19 protein-coding genes are annotated in these 16,974 nt (G+C 64.5%); 2 read left to right on the plus strand and 17 right to left on the minus strand.

Going from position 1 to position 16,974, the window contains the following annotated elements; genetic code table 11:
• Nucleotides 1–10 precede the first annotated feature (10 nt).
• The 9 genes from ccmI to ccmA all read right to left on the minus strand — a co-directional run bounded on the left by ccmI (nucleotide 11) and on the right by ccmA (nucleotide 6,964).
• Complete coding sequence (gene ccmI / locus H7A76_RS23340; protein WP_185700691.1) at nucleotides 11–1,216, minus strand: c-type cytochrome biogenesis protein CcmI; 1,206 nt, start codon at nucleotides 1,214–1,216, stop codon at nucleotides 11–13.
• Nucleotides 1,213–1,683: a cytochrome c-type biogenesis protein gene (locus H7A76_RS23345; protein ID WP_185700692.1), complete on the minus strand. Its 471-nt coding sequence runs from the start codon at nucleotides 1,681–1,683 to the stop codon at nucleotides 1,213–1,215. The genes ccmI and H7A76_RS23345 overlap by 4 nt, the downstream gene beginning before the upstream one ends.
• Entirely contained in the window at nucleotides 1,680–2,216 is a 537-nt protein-coding gene (locus H7A76_RS23350; protein ID WP_022643072.1) for a DsbE family thiol:disulfide interchange protein, read from the minus strand. The genes H7A76_RS23345 and H7A76_RS23350 overlap by 4 nt, the downstream gene beginning before the upstream one ends.
• Entirely contained in the window at nucleotides 2,213–4,201 is a 1,989-nt protein-coding gene (locus H7A76_RS23355; protein ID WP_185700693.1) for a heme lyase CcmF/NrfE family subunit, read from the minus strand. The genes H7A76_RS23350 and H7A76_RS23355 overlap by 4 nt, the downstream gene beginning before the upstream one ends.
• Nucleotides 4,202–4,204: 3 nt before the next feature.
• Nucleotides 4,205–4,660 (minus strand): cytochrome c maturation protein CcmE, encoded by a 456-nt coding sequence (gene ccmE, locus H7A76_RS23360; RefSeq protein ID WP_022643070.1) that lies wholly within the window; start codon nucleotides 4,658–4,660, stop codon nucleotides 4,205–4,207.
• Complete coding sequence (gene ccmD, locus H7A76_RS23365) at nucleotides 4,657–4,833, minus strand: heme exporter protein CcmD (protein ID WP_022643069.1); 177 nt, start codon at nucleotides 4,831–4,833, stop codon at nucleotides 4,657–4,659. Before ccmD ends, ccmE begins: the two co-directional genes overlap by 4 nt.
• Complete coding sequence (locus H7A76_RS23370) at nucleotides 4,830–5,585, minus strand: heme ABC transporter permease (protein ID WP_068578478.1); 756 nt, start codon at nucleotides 5,583–5,585, stop codon at nucleotides 4,830–4,832. Before H7A76_RS23370 ends, ccmD begins: the two co-directional genes overlap by 4 nt.
• Before the next feature lie 78 nt (nucleotides 5,586–5,663).
• Nucleotides 5,664–6,332 (minus strand): heme exporter protein CcmB, encoded by a 669-nt coding sequence (gene ccmB / locus H7A76_RS23375; RefSeq protein ID WP_185700694.1) that lies wholly within the window; start codon nucleotides 6,330–6,332, stop codon nucleotides 5,664–5,666.
• The gene (gene ccmA / locus H7A76_RS23380) at nucleotides 6,329–6,964 is read right to left on the minus strand and encodes a cytochrome c biogenesis heme-transporting ATPase CcmA (RefSeq protein ID WP_085595838.1); all 636 of its coding nucleotides are present in this window, start codon (nucleotides 6,962–6,964) and stop codon (nucleotides 6,329–6,331) included. The genes ccmB and ccmA overlap by 4 nt, the downstream gene beginning before the upstream one ends.
• A 196-nt stretch (nucleotides 6,965–7,160) precedes the next feature.
• Here ccmA and H7A76_RS23385 point away from each other — a divergent pair, with 196 nt between their 5' ends.
• Nucleotides 7,161–8,747 (plus strand): flagellar hook-length control protein FliK, encoded by a 1,587-nt coding sequence (locus H7A76_RS23385; protein WP_185700695.1) that lies wholly within the window; start codon nucleotides 7,161–7,163, stop codon nucleotides 8,745–8,747.
• A complete protein-coding gene (locus H7A76_RS23390; protein WP_185700696.1) occupies nucleotides 8,744–9,073 on the plus strand; it encodes an EscU/YscU/HrcU family type III secretion system export apparatus switch protein in 330 nt (109 codons plus the stop codon). Before H7A76_RS23385 ends, H7A76_RS23390 begins: the two co-directional genes overlap by 4 nt.
• A gap of 39 nt (nucleotides 9,074–9,112) precedes the next feature.
• On the opposite strand, the gene H7A76_RS23395 is transcribed toward H7A76_RS23390, so the two are convergent.
• The 8 genes from H7A76_RS23395 to H7A76_RS23430 form a co-directional block, all read right to left on the minus strand.
• Nucleotides 9,113–9,505 carry a DUF2802 domain-containing protein gene (locus tag H7A76_RS23395; protein ID WP_185700697.1) on the minus strand — a complete coding sequence of 131 codons (393 nt, stop codon included), beginning with the start codon at nucleotides 9,503–9,505 and terminating at the stop codon, nucleotides 9,113–9,115.
• The gene (locus tag H7A76_RS23400) at nucleotides 9,506–9,988 is read right to left on the minus strand and encodes a chemotaxis protein CheW (RefSeq protein WP_011060011.1); all 483 of its coding nucleotides are present in this window, start codon (nucleotides 9,986–9,988) and stop codon (nucleotides 9,506–9,508) included.
• 79 nt (nucleotides 9,989–10,067) lie between these two features.
• On the minus strand, nucleotides 10,068–10,964 hold the full coding sequence (locus H7A76_RS23405) for a CheW domain-containing protein (RefSeq protein WP_185700698.1): 897 nt from the start codon (nucleotides 10,962–10,964) through the stop codon (nucleotides 10,068–10,070).
• A gap of 84 nt (nucleotides 10,965–11,048) precedes the next feature.
• Complete coding sequence (locus tag H7A76_RS23410; RefSeq protein WP_185700699.1) at nucleotides 11,049–11,837, minus strand: ParA family protein; 789 nt, start codon at nucleotides 11,835–11,837, stop codon at nucleotides 11,049–11,051.
• 50 nt (nucleotides 11,838–11,887) lie between these two features.
• On the minus strand, nucleotides 11,888–12,772 hold the full coding sequence (gene motD, locus H7A76_RS23415; RefSeq protein ID WP_185700700.1) for a flagellar motor protein MotD: 885 nt from the start codon (nucleotides 12,770–12,772) through the stop codon (nucleotides 11,888–11,890).
• 2 nt (nucleotides 12,773–12,774) lie between these two features.
• Nucleotides 12,775–13,515 carry a flagellar motor protein gene (locus H7A76_RS23420; protein WP_022643060.1) on the minus strand — a complete coding sequence of 247 codons (741 nt, stop codon included), beginning with the start codon at nucleotides 13,513–13,515 and terminating at the stop codon, nucleotides 12,775–12,777.
• A complete protein-coding gene (locus H7A76_RS23425) occupies nucleotides 13,515–14,633 on the minus strand; it encodes a chemotaxis response regulator protein-glutamate methylesterase (RefSeq protein WP_185700701.1) in 1,119 nt (372 codons plus the stop codon). Before H7A76_RS23425 ends, H7A76_RS23420 begins: the two co-directional genes overlap by 1 nt.
• Before the next feature lie 47 nt (nucleotides 14,634–14,680).
• Nucleotides 14,681–16,969 (minus strand): chemotaxis protein CheA, encoded by a 2,289-nt coding sequence (locus H7A76_RS23430; RefSeq protein ID WP_185700702.1) that lies wholly within the window; start codon nucleotides 16,967–16,969, stop codon nucleotides 14,681–14,683.
• Nucleotides 16,970–16,974 lie beyond the last annotated feature (5 nt).

Genomic DNA, 16,974 nt, shown 5'->3' on the forward strand with positions numbered 1-16,974 from the left:
TGGTTTCTCTTTATTTATCCGGGCTGTCGATGGTCAGCTGCTGGGCCGTGGTGGTGCTGCTGGCCAGGGGCTGGCTGTGTCCGACCCATTCACCGGCCGTTGGCTGGCCAGCGCGGGAAACACGCGCAACCAGTTGGACTTCAGGGAAGTTCGACAGTTTCAGCTGCGGCATCATCGCGTCGGCATCCCCCAGCTCGACGCTGGCCGGCAAGTCGGCCACGGTCAGGCGCTTGGCCGCCAAGGGCGCCGGTGGCCCCTGGGTGGCGCGGGCGAAGATGAACACGCTGTCGCCCGGCTGGACCTTGGCCTTGAGTTCGGCGGCCAGGTCGACCCGGACCTTGAGCAGCGCCCCCTTGGCCTTGGTCGCGGGCTCGACGGCCACCTTGCCACCGCTTGCCGCCAGCTTCTCGCTGGCCCGGTCGATCCCGCCTTGCAGGGCTGCACGGGATTTGTCGTCCGGCGGCAGTTGCGCCTGCAGGCGCTTCCAATAGTCGATGGCGTCCTGGAACCGCTCGCTTTCGAAGGCGGCGATACCCAGCAGGCCCAGGCTGGTGACCTCATTGGGATCGGCCTTGAGCGCTTCGTCGGTGAGGGCCTGTACCTTGTCCGACCACTTCTTGTCATCGGCGAAATACTGGGCCTGGGCCCACTGCCCCAGCAGCTCGGGCTGGCGCCCGGCCAGGGCCACGGTGCGCTCGAAGATCTTCGCCGCATCCGCCGGCCGATCCTGGGCCATGTAGGTGCGCCCGAGGAAGTACAGGCCTTCGGCGGAGTCCGGCTGGGCCGCCACCGCACGCTCCAGGCGCTGGGTCATTTCCTCCATGGTCCGCGGCGCCTGGGCGAACTCGCGGGTCAGCTCGACCTTGTCGCTGGCGCCGAAGTGCAGGTACAGGCCCAGGCCCAGGAGCGGCACCAGCACCGCCGCCAGCAAGGGCAGCGGCTTGCCCAGCCGCGTACTGCGCACCTGGCCGTTGCCTTCGGTGTCCGCCAACAGCTCGCGGGCGGCCTCGGCCCGGCCGCTGTCCAGTTGTTCGGCGCTGAGCACACCTTCTTGCTGCTGGCCCTGCAACTCGGCCAGGCGTTCTTCATACAGCGCAACGTTGAGCGCGGTCCGGTCCTCTTCGCGCTGGACGCGACGCTCACGCAGTATCGGGATCAGCAGGAAACTCAAGGCGATCAGGAGCAAGAGGCCTGCCGCGAGCCAGAAATCAGTCATGGGTGGTTTTTATCCAGCAGTTGGTCGAGGCGCTGCCGCTCTTCGGCGGAAAGCGTGTTCGGGCTGTCGCTACGCTGAGCGCGGCGGCGCCGGACAATCACGGCGATGATCACCACGCCGCCCAGCAGCAGCCCGGCGGGGCCGAACCAGAGCAAGGCGGTCTTGCCGGTCAGGGCCGGGTTGTAGCGCACGAAATCACCGTAGCGATCGACCATGAAGTCGATGATCTGCTGATTGTCCTTGCCTTCGCCGAGCATGCGGAAGATTTCCTTGCGCAAGTCCGCGGCGATGGGCGCGTTGGAGTCGGCGATGTCCTGGTTCTGGCACTTGGGACAGCGCAACTCCTTGGTCAGCTCGTGGAACCGCTCACGCTCGCCGTCATTGGCGAACTGGTAGGTGTCGATGGCCGCCCGGGCCACCCCGACGATACCCAGGCCCAGCAGGGCCGCGATCAACCAGCGCTTCATGGCTTGGCCTCGTCGACCAGGGCCTGGTACTTGGCGGCCAGTTGCTCGCGCCAGACCACTTCGTCGATCACCCCGACGTACTTGTCGCGGATGATGCCCTTGGCGTCGATGAAGAAGGTTTCCGGGGCGCCATACACGCCGAGGTTCAGGCCCAGGGAGCCCTCCTCGTCGCGCACGTCCAGCAGGTAGGGATTGTGGAACTCGGCCAGCCACTTCAGGGCATCGGCGTTGACGTCCTTGTAGTTGATCCCGTAGATCACCACGCCACGCTCGGCCAGCTTGTTCAGCACCGGGTGCTCGACCCGGCAGGAAATGCACCAGGTGCCCCAGACGTTGACCAGCGCCGGCTTGCCCAGCAGGTCGGCGCGGGTCAGGGTCTTGTCGCCCTGCACCGAAGGCAGGGAAAACTCCGGGAACGGCTTGCCGATCATCGCCGATGGCAGCTCGGCGGGGTCCAGGTACAACCCGCGATAGAGGAACACCGCCACCACCAGGAACAGCGCCAGGGGCAACATCATCATCCAGCGTTTCATGCAGTGGCTCCTGTCATGCCCAGCGCTTCACGCACCCGGCTCTTGACCTTGACTCGATAACGCCGGTCCAGCGCCGCCAGCACCCCGCCCAGGCCGGTCAGCAGGCCGCCGAGCCAGATCCAGCGCACGAACGGCTTGACGTGCACCCGCACCGCCCAGGCGCCATTGCCCAGGGGCTCGCCGAGGGCGACATACAGGTCACGGGTGAAACCGGCGTCGATCCCGGCCTCGGTCATCATCGAGCTCTGCACGGTGTACAGGCGCTTTTCCGGATGCAGCACCGCCACTTCCTGGCCGTTGCGCACGACGCGGACAGTGCCCTTGTCCGAGGTGAAGTTCGGTCCTTCGAAGTGCTTGGCGCCTTCGAAGATGAAGTGGTAGCCGGCCAGTTCCATGGACTCGCCCGGCTCCAGGCGCAGGTCGCGCTCGGCGCTGCTCTGGCTCGACAGCACCACGCCCAGGGCGCAGACCGCGATCCCCAGGTGCGCCAGGTGCATGCCCCAGTAGCTGCGGGTCAGGCTCGGCAGGCCCTTGAGCAAGCCCTTGTGGCGAGTCTTGTCGAAGATATCCCGCACTCCGGACAACACCACCCAGGCCGCCAGCAGGAAAGTCGCCAGCACCGCCCAGTTGAAGTCGCCATAGGCGATGCCCGCCACCACGGCCAGGGCCACGCTGCCCAGCAACACCGGAGCCAGCATGCCCAGCAGCCATTTGACCGGGGTGTCTTTCCAGCGCACCAGCACGCCCACCGCCAGCACCACCATCAACAGGGCCATCAGCGGGATGAACAGCGCATTGAAGTACGGCGGCCCCACCGACAGCTTGGCGCCGCTCAGGGCGTCCAGCACCAGCGGGTACAAGGTCCCCAGGAGGATCATCGAGGCCGCCACCACCAGCACCAGGTTGTTGCCCAGCAACAGGGTTTCCCGGGACCACAAGTTGAAGCCCACCTGGCTCTTGACCACCGGTGCGCGCAGGGCGAACAGGGTCAGCGAGCCACCCACCACGAACAACAGGAAGAACAGGATGAACACGCCGCGCTCAGGGTCGGCGGCGAAGGCATGGACCGAGGTCAGCACCCCGGAGCGGACCAGGAAGGTGCCCAGCAGGCTCAGGGAGAAGGCGGCGATGGCCAGCAGCACGGTCCAGCTCTTGAACACCCCGCGCTTTTCGGTGACGGCCAGGGAGTGGATCAGCGCCGTGCCTACCAGCCAAGGCATGAAGGAAGCGTTTTCCACCGGGTCCCAGAACCACCAGCCACCCCAGCCCAGCTCGTAGTAGGCCCACCAGGAGCCCAGGGTGATGCCGATGCCGAGGAAGGCCCAGGCGACTATGGTCCAGGGCCGCGACCAGCGGGCCCAGGCGGCATCGAGGCGACCGCCGAGCAGCGCGGCGATGGCGAAGGCGAAGGCCACCGAGAATCCCACGTAGCCCATGTAGAGCATCGGTGGGTGGACGATCAGGCCGATGTCCTGCAACAGCGGGTTGAGATCGCGGCCATCGGCCGGGACCTGGGGCAGGATCCGCGCGAAGGGGTTGGAGGTGACGATCAGGAACGACAGGAAGCCGGTACTGACCATGCCCATGATCGCCAGCACCCGGGCCAGCATCACTTGCGGCAACTGCCGCGAGAACACCGACACGGCGAAGGTCCAGCCACCCAGGATCAGCGCCCAGAGCAGCAGCGAGCCTTCATGGGCGCCCCATACGGCGCTGAACTTGTAGTACCAGGGCAAGGCGCTGTTGGAGTTGTGGGCGACGTAGGCCACCGAGAAATCGTCATTCATGAAGGCGTAGGTCAGGCAGCCGAAGGCAAATACCAAGAAGGCGAACTGCCCCCAGGCCGCCGGCTGCGCCAGGCTCATCCACAACCGGTCGCCACGCCAGGCGCCCAGCAACGGCACCACCGCCTGGACCAGGGCCAGGCACAACGCCAGGATCATCGCCAGGTGGCCGAGCTCGGGAACGAACAAAGCGGAACTCATGGCTCAACCCTCCTTGGCCGGTGTCGGTGCCGACTGGCCGCTGTCTTTCAGGGCCTTGGTGACTTCCGGCGGCATGTACTTCTCGTCGTGCTTGGCCAGTACTTCATCGGCGACCACCACGCCATCGGCGTTGATCTTGCCCAGGGCGACGATGCCCTGCCCTTCGCGGAACAGGTCCGGAAGGATGCCACGGTAGGTGATGGTCACCGACTTGTTGAAGTCGGTGACCACGAACTTGACGTCCAGCGAGTCGGCGGAGCGCTCCAGCGAGCCGGCCTGGACCATGCCACCGGCGCGGATGCGGGTGTCATGGGGGGCTTCGCCATTGGCGATCTGGGTCGGGGTGTAGAACAGGTTGATGTTTTCCTTCAGTGCGCTGAGGGCCAGGCCGACGGCGATGCCGACACCCACCAGGATCGCCAGGATGATCAAAAGACGCTTTTTACGCAGCGGATTCACTTACCGTTCTCCCGGCGCAGACGACGCGCCTCTTGTTGCAGATAGCTCCTGCGGTCGAGGATCGGCGCCACCAGCTCACGCACCAGGACCACCAGGCAGATACCGTAGGCCGACCAGACGTACAGGCCGTGATGGCCCATGGCGAGAAAGTCGCTGAAGGATGCAAAACTCATTGTGCGGCCTCCAGGCTGCGTTGGACTTCGGCCTTGACCCAGCTGGTCCGGGCTTCGCGCTTGAGTACCTCAAGGCGCATGCGCAGCAGCAGGACCACGGCGAAGAAACAATAGAAACCCAGTACCGTCAGCAACAGCGGCAGCCACATTTCCACCGGCATGGCGGGCCTTTCGGTCAGGGTGAAGGTCGCCCCCTGGTGCAGGGTGTTCCACCACTCCACCGAGTACTTGATGATCGGGATGTTCACCACCCCGACGATCGCCAGCACCGCACAGGCCTTGGCGGCGCTGTCACGGTTGCTGATGGCGGCGTTCAGGGCCATGAGGCCGGCGTACAGGAACAGCAGGATCAGCATCGAGGTCAGCCGGGCATCCCAGACCCACCAGGAACCCCAGGTCGGCTTGCCCCAGATGGCCCCGGTCACCAGCGCCAGGAACGTGATGGAATGACCGATGGGCGCGGCGCATTGCAGGGCAACGTCGGCCAGCTTCATTTTCCATACCAGCCCGACCACCCCACACACCGCCAGCATCACATAGCAAGACTGGGCCAGCATCGCCATCGGCACATGAATATAGATGATGCGAAAGCTGTTGCCTTGCTGGTAGTCCGGTGGCGCGAAGGCCAGGCCCCAGACCACGCCGATACCAATCAGCAACACGGCGGCGACGCTCAGCCAGGGCAACAGCTTGCCGCTGATGCCGTAAAACCATTTAGGCGAGCCGAGCTTGTGAAACCAGGTCCAGTTCATTCGTTGTTTCCATCACGGTTGCTCTTCGTCTACACGAACAGCCAGGGTCTTTACTGGTTAAAAAACAACCAGACCTCATTATTCGCCGACGCTGATCTTCAGGCCAGCCGCTATTGCAAAGGGTGTCAGGGTCACTGCCAGCGCAGCCAGGCTACCAAGCCACAGCAAGAACCCTGTAGTCGGCAAGCCCTGCAATGCCGCCTGCAAGGCGCCACTGCCGAGAATCAATACCGGGATGTACAAGGGCAGGATCAACAGCGCCAACAACAGGCCGCCGCGCTTGAGCCCTACCGTCAGCGCCGCGCCCACCGCCCCCAGCAAACTGAGGACCGGCGTCCCCAGCAACAACGAGAGCAGCAGCACGGGCAGGCAGGCGGCCGGCAGCCCGAGCATCACCGCCAGCAAGGGCGCGAGCAAGACCAGGGCCAACCCGGAGAAAATCCAGTGTGCCAGCACCTTGGCCAGCACCAGAAGGGCCAGGGGGTGCGACGAAAGGACCCACTGCTCGAGGGATCCATCCTCGAAATCACTGCGGAAAAGCCCGTCCAGCGAGAGCAGGACGGACAACAGCGCCGCCACCCAGACCAGGCCAGGAGACAAGGTTTGCAACAATTGTGTCTCAGGTCCCACCGCCAGCGGAAACAAGGCGACGACTATCGCGAAAAATACCAGGGGGTTGGCCAACTCTGCCGGGCGCCGGCACAGCAGCCGTGCCTCACGGGCCACCAACAAGGCAAAGACACTCATGCGGCCCACCGTCCCAGGTCGATATCGCGGTATCCCGAGGGCATGCGGCCAAGCGTGTGGTGGGTGGTCAGCACCACCGTGCCGCCACGCTCGCAATGGGCAGCCAGGTGTTCCTCGAGTTGCGCCACGCCCTGCTTGTCCAGGGCGGTGAAGGGTTCATCGAGGATCCACAGCGGCGGACTGTCCAGGTACAAGCGGGCCAGGGCCACACGGCGCTGCTGGCCGGCGGACAGGGTATGGCAGGGAACGTCTTCGAACCCCTTGAGGCCGACGGCGGCCAGGGCCTGCCAGATCGCCTCGCTCCGGGCCGGCTGGTGCAGTGCACAGAGCCAGCTGAGGTTCTCTTCGGCGGTGAGCAAGTCCTTGATGCCGGCGGCATGGCCGATCCACAACAAATTGCGGGCCAGTTCGGCGCGCTGGGCCTGCAACGGCTGGCCGTTGAGCAGCACCTGGCCACTGGTGGGCTGCATCAACCCGGCGAGCAGGCGCAGCAGGCTGGTCTTGCCGCTGCCATTGGGACCGCTGATCTGCACCATGTCTCCAGCCGTCAAGCGCAACTCGAGGTGTTCAAAGAGCATCCGCCAATCGCGCTCACAAGCGAGTGCAACGGCTTCGAGAAGAGGGCTGGTCAAGGGATAGCGGGCCTTTACGGGTTCAAGTCGGCAGTGGAGCGGCCGTTAAAGGAATGCAGGATAAATGCATTGGCGGCCTGTTCTAGAGAGCTGCGTCAAACAATTGTATTGTTTTTACCACTCCTTAAAAGACGGGCGGCATTATACATGTGAGTCCCTACTTTACAGGGGGTTAATTTCCACAGGTTGTGTCCGAATGACAGGCGAAATGAACATCCTCCCGCTGCCGTCGACGCCCGCTCCCGGAGCCTCGCGCGCGCAGCTGCCCAGCGGTGAACTGCTCAAGCTGACGCCACCGCTGGAGGGGTTGATCGCGCCCGGCCAGAGCGCCCGGGCCGAAGTGCTGTCGCTCAAGCAGACGGACCAGACCTTCGAGCTGCTGCTCAAGCTGACCCTGGACAATGGCCGGCAAACCACCCTGCAAGCCACCAGCAACCAACCCCTGCCCCAGGGCACCAGCCTGGCGGTGACCCAGCCATCGGCAGCCAACCTGGCCATTACCGTGCAACAGGCCATCGCCTCCAGCGTCGCCGCCCTGACCCGCCTGGATACCAGCCAACTGCCTCCGGGCACCCTGTTGCAGGGCAAGGTCCTGACCTCGCAACTGCTGCCCCAGGGCGACAACCAGCCAGCGCTGTACCGCTCCCTGGTGAGCCTGCTCAATACCGCCCAGAGCGGCAGCACCCTGGCCATCGAAAGCCCGCAGCCGTTGCGTATCGGCAGCCTGCTGAGCGCCCTGGTGACGGATGCCCAGACCCTGAGTTTCGTCCCCTTGAGCAACCGCCAGGAGCAATTGGCGATCGCCGCCCAGCTGGCCAGCCAGCAAAGTCGCCAGGGCTCCCTGGGCGGCCTGCTCAACGCCCTGCAGAACCTGCCCGTCGACAACGGCCAGCCCGGCCCGACCAGCGATCTGCGCGCCGCGGTCGAACGCCTGCTGGGCAACCTGCCCAACGCACAGCAAATGAGCAGCGCCCGTGGAGTGGCCCAGGCGCTGCTGGGCAGCGGCGTGTTCCTCGAGGCCCGGTTGGCTGCCGGCAACCCGGGCCAGGCCGCGGATCTGAAGACCGACCTGCTGCGCCTGATCGCCCAATTGACCCCGGCCCTGCCCTCCTCCACCAGTTTCAACGCGATCCTCGCCGCCAATACCCTGGCCCAGTCCCTGCCCAGCTTTGTACGCAGCGCCCTGGGCACCCTGGGCCAGGTGAGCGCCAAAACCACGCCCGGGGGATTCCCGCTGCCGGAGCGCCTGCTGCAAAGCCTGGAAGGCGCGGGCAGCCTGGAACAACTGCTGCGCCTGGCCGCCGCGGCGGTGTCGCGCCTGCAGAGCCACCAACTGGCGGGGCTGGAACAAAGCGGGCGTACCGACGATGGCCGCCAGCTGACCACCTGGCAGCTGGAAATCCCGATGCGCAACCTGCAGGACATCGTGCCCCTGCAGGTCAAGTTGCAGCGTGAGGAACCGGCGCAAGCAGAACAGCAAGCCCAGGACAAACGCGAAGAACGCGAGCCCCGGCAAGCCTTGTGGCGGGTCGACCTGGCCTTCGACCTCGAGCCGCTGGGGCCGCTGCAGGTCCAGGCGCAACTGCTCCAGGGCCGCTTGTCCAGCCAACTATGGGCCGAGCGCCCCTACACCGCGAGCCTGATCGAAAGCCACCTGGGCAGCCTGCGCGAGCGCCTGCTGGCCTCGGGCCTGGATGTCGGCGACCTGGATTGCCATCTCGGCATCCCGCCCCAAGGCCCGCGCACCCGATTGGAACAACGCTGGGTCGACGAAACCGCATGAAGCACTCTGCCCCACCTCGCCAGGCCATCGCCCTCAAATACGATGGCCAGCAGGCTCCGACACTCACCGCCAAGGGCGATGACGAACTGGCCGAAGCGATCCTGAAGATCGCCCGCGACTATGAAGTGCCGATCTATGAGAACGCCGAACTGGTCAGATTGCTGGCGCGCCTGGAATTGGGCGACAGCATCCCGCCGGAGCTGTACCGGACCATCGCCGAGATCATCGCCTTCGCCTGGAACCTCAAGGGCAAGTTCCCGGCAGGCCACGATCCACGGCAGATAGAGACGGAAAAGGACGTCACCGAGCGCGGCGACGATGACTAGAAGAGCATGAGCCGCAAGCTGCATGCTTGAAGCTGATGCTCAGCCTCTATGCAGCTTGCTCACCAACTCGGCCTCGGCCTGGGTCAGGCCGCAGGATTGGGTCAGCTCGTCGACGCTGGCGCCCATGCCCACCAACCGTACGGCCTGGGCAAAGGACAAGGTGGAGGGATCGCGCTGTTCCAGCTGGGCCAGCTTGTCCGGCAACGGCGCCACCACCGCCCGCAGCTCGTGCAAGTCCTCGCCCATGCGCACCGTGCCGTTCTGGTAATGATCGACCCGCTTGGCCAGTTCCTTGATTCGCAGGTCGCGCAGGGCATCGCCTTCGGCCTGCTGCGCAGCGATCTGCCGCTGGTTGCGGGCAAAGGACAGGAACAGCGCGAGGGTGGCGACCCAGAGGATCGCCAGGATGATTACCGCTACCTCGAGGATCAATCAGATACTCTCCAGTTCCGACCATTCCTCTTCGCTCATCATCTTGTCCAGCTCTACCAGGATCAGCAGCTCGCCGTTCTTGTTGCAGACGCCCTGGATGAACTTGGCGGATTCTTCGTTGCCGACATTCGGCGCGGTCTCGACTTCGGATTGGCGCAGGTAGACCACCTCGGCCACGCTGTCGACCATGATCCCGACCACCTGCTTGTCAGCCTCGATGATGACGATCCGGGTGTTGTCGTTGACTTCGGTGGGCACCAGGCCAAAACGCTGGCGAGTGTCGATCACGGTCACCACGTTGCCGCGCAGGTTGATGATGCCCAGCACATAGCTCGGAGCCCCCGGCACCGGGGCGATCTCGGTGTAGCGCAGGACCTCCTGGACGCGCATCACGTTGATGCCGTAGGACTCGTTATCCAGCTTGAAGGTGACCCATTGCAGGATCGGATCTTCGGAACCCTGTGCAGACGACGACTTATTCATACCCTGACCCCTCAAAATACCGTTGGCAACGGCGTGTGTTCTGTATGGCCCCGCCCCACTGGCGCGACCTGTTGTTGGTTCACTTCGGCTTGTGGGCCGCTTGACTGATCGCCAGCTGCTTGGCACCACCGGTGGCGATCAATTGCGCCAACTCGGCGACGTCGAGCAACGCGCACATGTGTTCGATTACCGTACCGGCCAGCCACGGACGCTGGCCCCGGTGGCTGCGCCACTTGATTTCATTGGGGTCCAGGCGCAGCGAACGACTGACCTGGTGCACGGCCAGCCCCCACTCATAGCCCTGGACCGAAATAACGTATTGCAAGCCCTGGCGGAAATCGTCGCGATAACGATCCGGCATGACCCAGCGCGCCGTGTCCAGCACCTTCAGGTTGCCGGCCTGGCTCGGCAGGATGCCGAGGAACCATTCCGGCTGGCCGAACAACGGCGTCAGGTCCTGGCCCGCCAGGGAGTAGATCGACCCCAGGCACACCAGGGGCACCGCCAGGGTCAGGCCGGCGACATCGAACAACAGGCATTCGAAAGGTTCGGCCGCCCAAGCCGGCCGATCGCTACCGGCGACCGGTGGCGGCGTGTTGCCAGGTGGCAGGTGGACCTCCACCACGGGCGGCACCAAGGCCTGGAGCATCGGCACCACGGGTGAGATCGAGGCCGGCAGGGGTGCCGGTGCATCCTGCACGGGAGCCACGGGCACCGCAGCAGGTGCCTCGGCCTGAACGGCAGGCGGTGCCTGGTAGTGGATCCGTGCATCCCGGGCCTGCTCCTCCAGTACCGCGGCCTGGAATTCGTCCAGCACCTCGCTGGAGGCATCGGTACGGGCCTCAATGACAGGCAGAGCCGGCTCTGCAACGACCTCGGGAAGCGGCTCGTCCTCGGTGGCTTCTTGCAGCAAGGCGTCCAGGTACGACTGCAGCGCCAGCTGCGGCCGGTTCTTGACATCCAGTGGACGATTCATGAGGACACCCACGCACAAAACCCCACACAGTGAACTGTAGGGGTTATCGGCCGGGCTGCCGGACGACTTGAATGGCACTTCACGTCAGGCCACCTGCGCCACAGCTTGTTGCGCCAGCAGATGCTTGAGCAAGGCCTTGTAGGCCAGCACACCACGGCTCTTGCCATCGAATTGCGAAGGCGTGACCCCCGCCCGGCTGGCATCACGCAAGCGCGTATCGACCGGAATGTAGCCTTGCCAGATCTGCTCCGGGAACTTGTCCCGCAGGATCCGCAGGGTACCCAACGAGGCCTGGGTCCGTCGGTCGAACAGGGTCGGCACGATGGTGAACGGCAATGGCTGCTTGCGCGAGCGGTTGACCATCGCCAGGGTATTGACCATGCGCTCCAGCCCCTTGACCGCCAGGTGCTCGGTCTGCACCGGAATCACCAGTTGCTGGCTGGCCGCCAGGGCGTTGACCATCAACACCCCAAGCAACGGCGGGCTGTCGATCACCGCGTAGTCGAAATCCTGCCACAGCTGCGCCAGACTCTTGGCGATTACCAGGCCCAGGCCGCTCTGCCCGGGGGATTGGCGCTCCAGGGTGGCCAGGGCCGTGCTCGACGGCAACAGCGAAATCCGCTCGTGGCTGGTGCCCAGCAACAGTTGCCCAGGCAGATCCTCGGGCACGTTGCCCTTGTGCAGGAACAGGTCGTAGCTGCTGTGCTCCAGGCTGTCGGGGTCATAACCGAAATAGCTGGTCATGGAACCATGGGGATCGAGGTCGACCACGACCACGCGCTTGCCCGCCTCCGCCAGCAAGCCGGCTAAAGCGATGGAACTGGTGGTTTTACCGACACCACCCTTTTGATTGGCAACAGCCCAGACTCTCATTCAGTTTGTTCCTCCCGCCCAGCCACAGCAGGGCGAGACATAGCGCAAAGTTATAAAGCAGGTGACGGAGAATTGACGGCACTGCCCTGTACCGGCGATCTCACCGCGGTTGGTGCAGTTTGTGTGCCAGCCCGCTTGAGTGCCGCATCCGGCGTTGCATTGGCGCTGCCAGTACCGGTCAGGCTACGGCGCACATCCAGGTTGCGCGATACCACCAACACCACCCGGCGGTTGCGTGCCCGGCCCTCGGCAGTGGCATTGTTGGCCACCGGCTGGAACTCGCCATAACCCACCGAAGCCATGCGTGCCGGGTTCACCCCCTGCATCGCCAGCATGCGCACGATACTTGCCGAACGGGCCGAAGACAGCTCCCAGTTAGTGGGGTACTGCATGGTCTGGATCGGTTGGTTGTCGGTAAAACCCTCGACATGGATAGGGTTGTCGAAGGGCTTGAGGATCTTCGCCACCTTGTCGATGATGTTGAACGCCTTGTCGCTGGGCATGGCATCGCCGCTGCCGAAGAGCAGGCTGGAATTGAGCTCGATCTCCAACCACAGCTCGTTGCCACGCACAGTCATCTGGTCGGAGCTGATCAGGTCGCCGAAAGCGGCGTTGACATCGTCGGCGATGCTCTTGAGCGGGTCGCTGCCACCCGAGATGCCGGCATCGATCTGCTCGCTGTCCTTGACCAGCGGCTTGGCCGGAGTCACGGTCTTGGGCCGTTCGTCCCCAATGGGAATCGGCTTGAGGGCGCGATCGGAGTCGGTGAAGACCCCGACCAGCGCTTCGGAAATGACCTTGTACTTGCCCTCGTTGATCGAGGAAATCGAGTACATGACCACGAAAAACGCGAACAACAGGGTGATGAAGTCGGCGTAGGAAACCAACCAACGCTCGTGGTTGACGTGTTCTTCATGTTGACGACGACGAGCCATGATCAGTCCATGAAGCCTTGCAGCTTCAACTCGATGGAACGCGGGTTCTCGCCTTCGGCGATCGACAGGAGCCCCTCGAGGAGCATTTCCCGGTACCGCGACTGGCGCAGGGCGATGGACTTGAGCTTGGCGGCGATCGGCAACAGCACCAGGTTGGCGCTGGCCACGCCATAGATGGTGGCGACGAAGGCCACGGCGATACCGCTACCCAGCTGCGATGGATCGGCCAGGTTGCCCATGACATGGATCAAGCCCATCACGGCACCGATGATCCCGATGGTCGGCGCGTAGCCGCCCATGCTCTCGAACACCTTGGCGGCCTCGATATCCCGGCTTTCCTGGGTATAGAAGTCCACTTCGAGGATGCTGCGGATGGCTTCCGGCTCGGCGCCATCGACCAGCAACTGCAGGCCCTTGCGCGAATAGGTATCGGGCTCGGCATCCGCCACGCCTTCCAGGCCCAGCAAGCCCTCCTTGCGCGCGGTCAGGCTCCAGTTGACCACCCGATCGATGCCCGCCGGCAGGTCGACCCGCGGCGGGAACAGAATCCAGGCGAGGATCTGCATGGCGCGCTTGAAGGCGCTCAACGGCGACTGCAGCAAGGCCGCGCCGATGGTGCCGCCGAGCACGATCAGCGCAGCCGGGCCGTTGGCCAGGGCCGAAAGATGGCCACCTTCGAGGTAGTTGCCGCCGATGATGGCGACGAACGCCATGATGATCCCGATAAGGCTCAGTACATCCATTACAGGCAAGCCTCGACCAGGTGCCGGCCGATATCGTCCAGGCTATACACCGCGTCCGCCAGGTTGGCCTTGACGATAGCCATGGGCATGCCATAGATCACGCAACTGGCTTCATCCTGGGCCCAGACCGCGCTGCCGCCCTGCTTGAGCAGGCGCGCGCCCTCACGACCGTCGGCGCCCATGCCGGTGAGCACCACCGCCAGGACTTTGTCGTTGTAGGACTTGGCTGCGGAACCGAAAGTGATGTCCACGCACGGCTTGTAGTTCAGGCGCTCGTCGCCAGGCAGGATCTTCACCGCGCCACGACCGTCGACCATCATCTGCTTGCCACCGGGGGCCAGCAGCGCCAGGCCGGGACGCAGGATATCGCCGTCCTCGGCTTCCTTGACGCTGATCTTGCAGAGCTTGTCCAGGCGCTCGGCGAAAGCCTTGGTGAAGGCCGCCGGCATGTGCTGGATCAGCACGATCGGCGCCGGGAAGTTGGCCGGCAGTTGGGTCAGCACCCGCTGCAGCGCCACCGGGCCGCCGGTGGAAGTACCGATGGCCACCAGCTTGTAGGCCTTGCGCTTGGGCGCAGGCGCAGCCGGGCTCGCGGCGGGCGCCGGGGCACGGCTCGGAACCGGGGCCGGTGCGGCCGGACGGCTGCTGGCGAAGCTCGAGGTGGCCGGAGCTGGCGCACTGCTCTGCGGTGCCGGGGCACTGTAGCTGCTGAAGCGCCGGTTGCTGCGCGAGATGCTATGGACCTTCTCGCACAACAGTTGCTTGACCTTCTCGGGGTTGCGCGAAATGTCCTCGAAATTCTTCGGCAGGAAATCCACCGCCCCGGCGTCCAGCGCATCGAGGGTCACCCGCGCGCCTTCATGGGTCAGGGAAGAGAACATCAGGACCGGGGTCGGGCAGCGCTGCATGATGTGCCGCACTGCGGTGATGCCATCCATCATCGGCATCTCGTAGTCCATGGTGATCACGTCCGGCTTGAGGGCCAGGGCCTGATCGATCGCCTCTTTACCATTGGTCGCGGTACCGACCACCTGGATGCTCGAATCCGCTGAAAGAATTTCCGAGACGCGGCGGCGGAAAAAACCCGAATCGTCCACCACCAGGACTTTGACTGCCATAAACACTCCGTTAGGTGGGGCGAGGCCAAGCGCCCCTCCCCGCCGAATCAAATACGCCGTGCGGCGTAACGCTTGAGCATGCTCGGGACATCGAGGATCAGCGCGATGCGACCGTCACCGGTAATGGTGGCGCCGGACATGCCCGGGGTCCCCTGGAGCATTTTGCCCAAGGGCTTGATGACCACTTCTTCCTGGCCCACCAGTTGATCGACGACGAAGCCGATCCGCTGGGTGCCCACCGAAAGGATCACTACGTGGCCCTCGCGCTGCTCTTCATGAGCGGCGGAACTGACCAGCCAGCGCTTGAGGTAGAACAAGGGCAAGGCCTTGTCCCGCACGATCACTACTTCCTGGCCGTCCACCACGTTGGTGCGCGACAGGTCGAGGTGGAAGATTTCGTTGACGTTGACCAACGGGAAGGCGAACGCCTGGTTGCCGAGCATCACCATCAGCGTCGGCATGATCGCCAGGGTCAGCGGCACCTTGATCACGATCTTCGAACCCTGGCCCTTGGTCGAATAGATGTTGATCGAACCGTTGAGCTGGGAAATCTTGGTCTTGACCACGTCCATGCCCACACCGCGGCCGGAGACATCGGAGATCTCGGTCTTGGTCGAGAAGCCGGGAGCGAAGATCAGGTTGTAGCACTCGGTATCGCTCAGGCGATCGGCGGCGTCCTTGTCCATCACGCCGCGCTTGACCGCGATGGCGCGCAGGACATTGGGGTCCATGCCCTTGCCGTCGTCGGAAATCGACAACAGGATGTGGTCGCCTTCCTGCTCGGCGGCCAGTACCACCTTGCCCTGGCGGGACTTGCCCGATTCCTCGCGCTCTTCTGGCGACTCGATACCGTGGTCCACTGCGTTGCGCACCAAGTGCACCAACGGGTCGGCCAGGGCTTCCACCAGGTTCTTGTCGAGGTCGGTTTCCTCCCCCACCAGCTCCAGGTTGATCTCTTTCTTGAGCTGCCGGGCCAGGTCGCGAACCAGGCGCGGGAAGCGCCCGAAGACCTTCTTGATCGGCTGCATGCGGGTCTTCATCACCGCGGTCTGCAAGTCGGCGGTGACCACGTCGAGGTTCGACACCGCCTTGGACATGGCTTCGTCGCCGCTGTTGAGACCCAGGCGCACCAGGCGGTTACGCACCAGCACCAGTTCGCCCACCATGTTCATGATTTCGTCCAGCCGCGCAGTGTCCACGCGCACCGTGGTTTCCGCTTCGCTGGCCGGTTTCTCGGCGGCCGGGGCAGCTGGAGCACGGGCCGGAGCAGGAGCAGGAGCCGCGGCGGGTTTTGGCGCCTCGGCCTTGGCCTCAGGCTTGGCGGCAGCGGCGGCGGCCGGCTTGGCCACGGCAGCACTGGCCGGTGCCGCTGCTGCAGGAGCCGCAGCGACCGCAGCCGCTGGCTTGGCAGTGCCCGGGGTGTCGGAGAACTTGCCCTTGCCGTGCAGCTCATCGAGCAGGGACTCGAATTCGTGATCGGTGATCAGGTCGCTGCCGGCCGCGGCTGCATCTGGCGCAGCGGCGGCAGGTGCGGCGGCCACTGCCGACTCCAGTGCGTCGACGGCGAAATTGCCCTTGCCATGCAACTGGTCCAGCAGGGCTTCGAATTCGTCATCGGTGATTTCATCGCTGCCGGCAGCGGCGCCACCCTCGGCATCGGCCGCGGCGGGAGCGAGCGCATCGGGAGCGAACTGGCCCTTGCCGTGCAGTTGGTCCAGCAGGGACTCGAACTCGGCGTCGGTAATCTCGTCGCCATCCGGCTCACCCTCGGTGGCCGCCACGGCGGCGGGCGCGGCATCGGCGTCGGCCTTGGCAGCGCTCAGCGAGTCGAGCAACAGTTCGAATTCGTTGTCGGTGATATCGCCCGCCGGGGCTTGCGGCTCGGGCTCGGGTTCCGCCACGGCCTCGACGACCTCCTCCACAGGGGCAGGAGCGGGCTGCGCACCGGCCGGTTCGGCCAGGCGCGCCAGGGCGGATAGCAATTGAGGTGTCGCAGGAGTGATCTCGGTACGCTCGCGGACCTGGCCGAACATGCTGTTCACCGTATCCAGAGCCTCGAGCACCACGTCCATCAGTTCCGAGTCGACTCGTCTCTCACCTTTGCGCAGGATGTCGAAAACGTTCTCGGCGATGTGGCAGCACTCCACCAGCTCATTGAGCTGGAGGAAGCCGGCGCCCCCTTTAACAGTGTGAAAACCGCGAAAAATTGCATTGAGCAGATCCGCATCATCTGGCCGGCTTTCCAGCTCGACCAATTGTTCGGACAGTTGCTCTAGAATCTCGCCGGCCTCAACCAGGAAATCCTGAAGGATCTCTTCATCGGCGCCGAAGCTCATTAATG

The sequence above is a fragment of the Pseudomonas sp. MSSRFD41 genome, from assembly GCF_014230245.1.
Taxonomy (GTDB): Bacteria; Pseudomonadota; Gammaproteobacteria; order Pseudomonadales; family Pseudomonadaceae; genus Aquipseudomonas; species Aquipseudomonas piscis.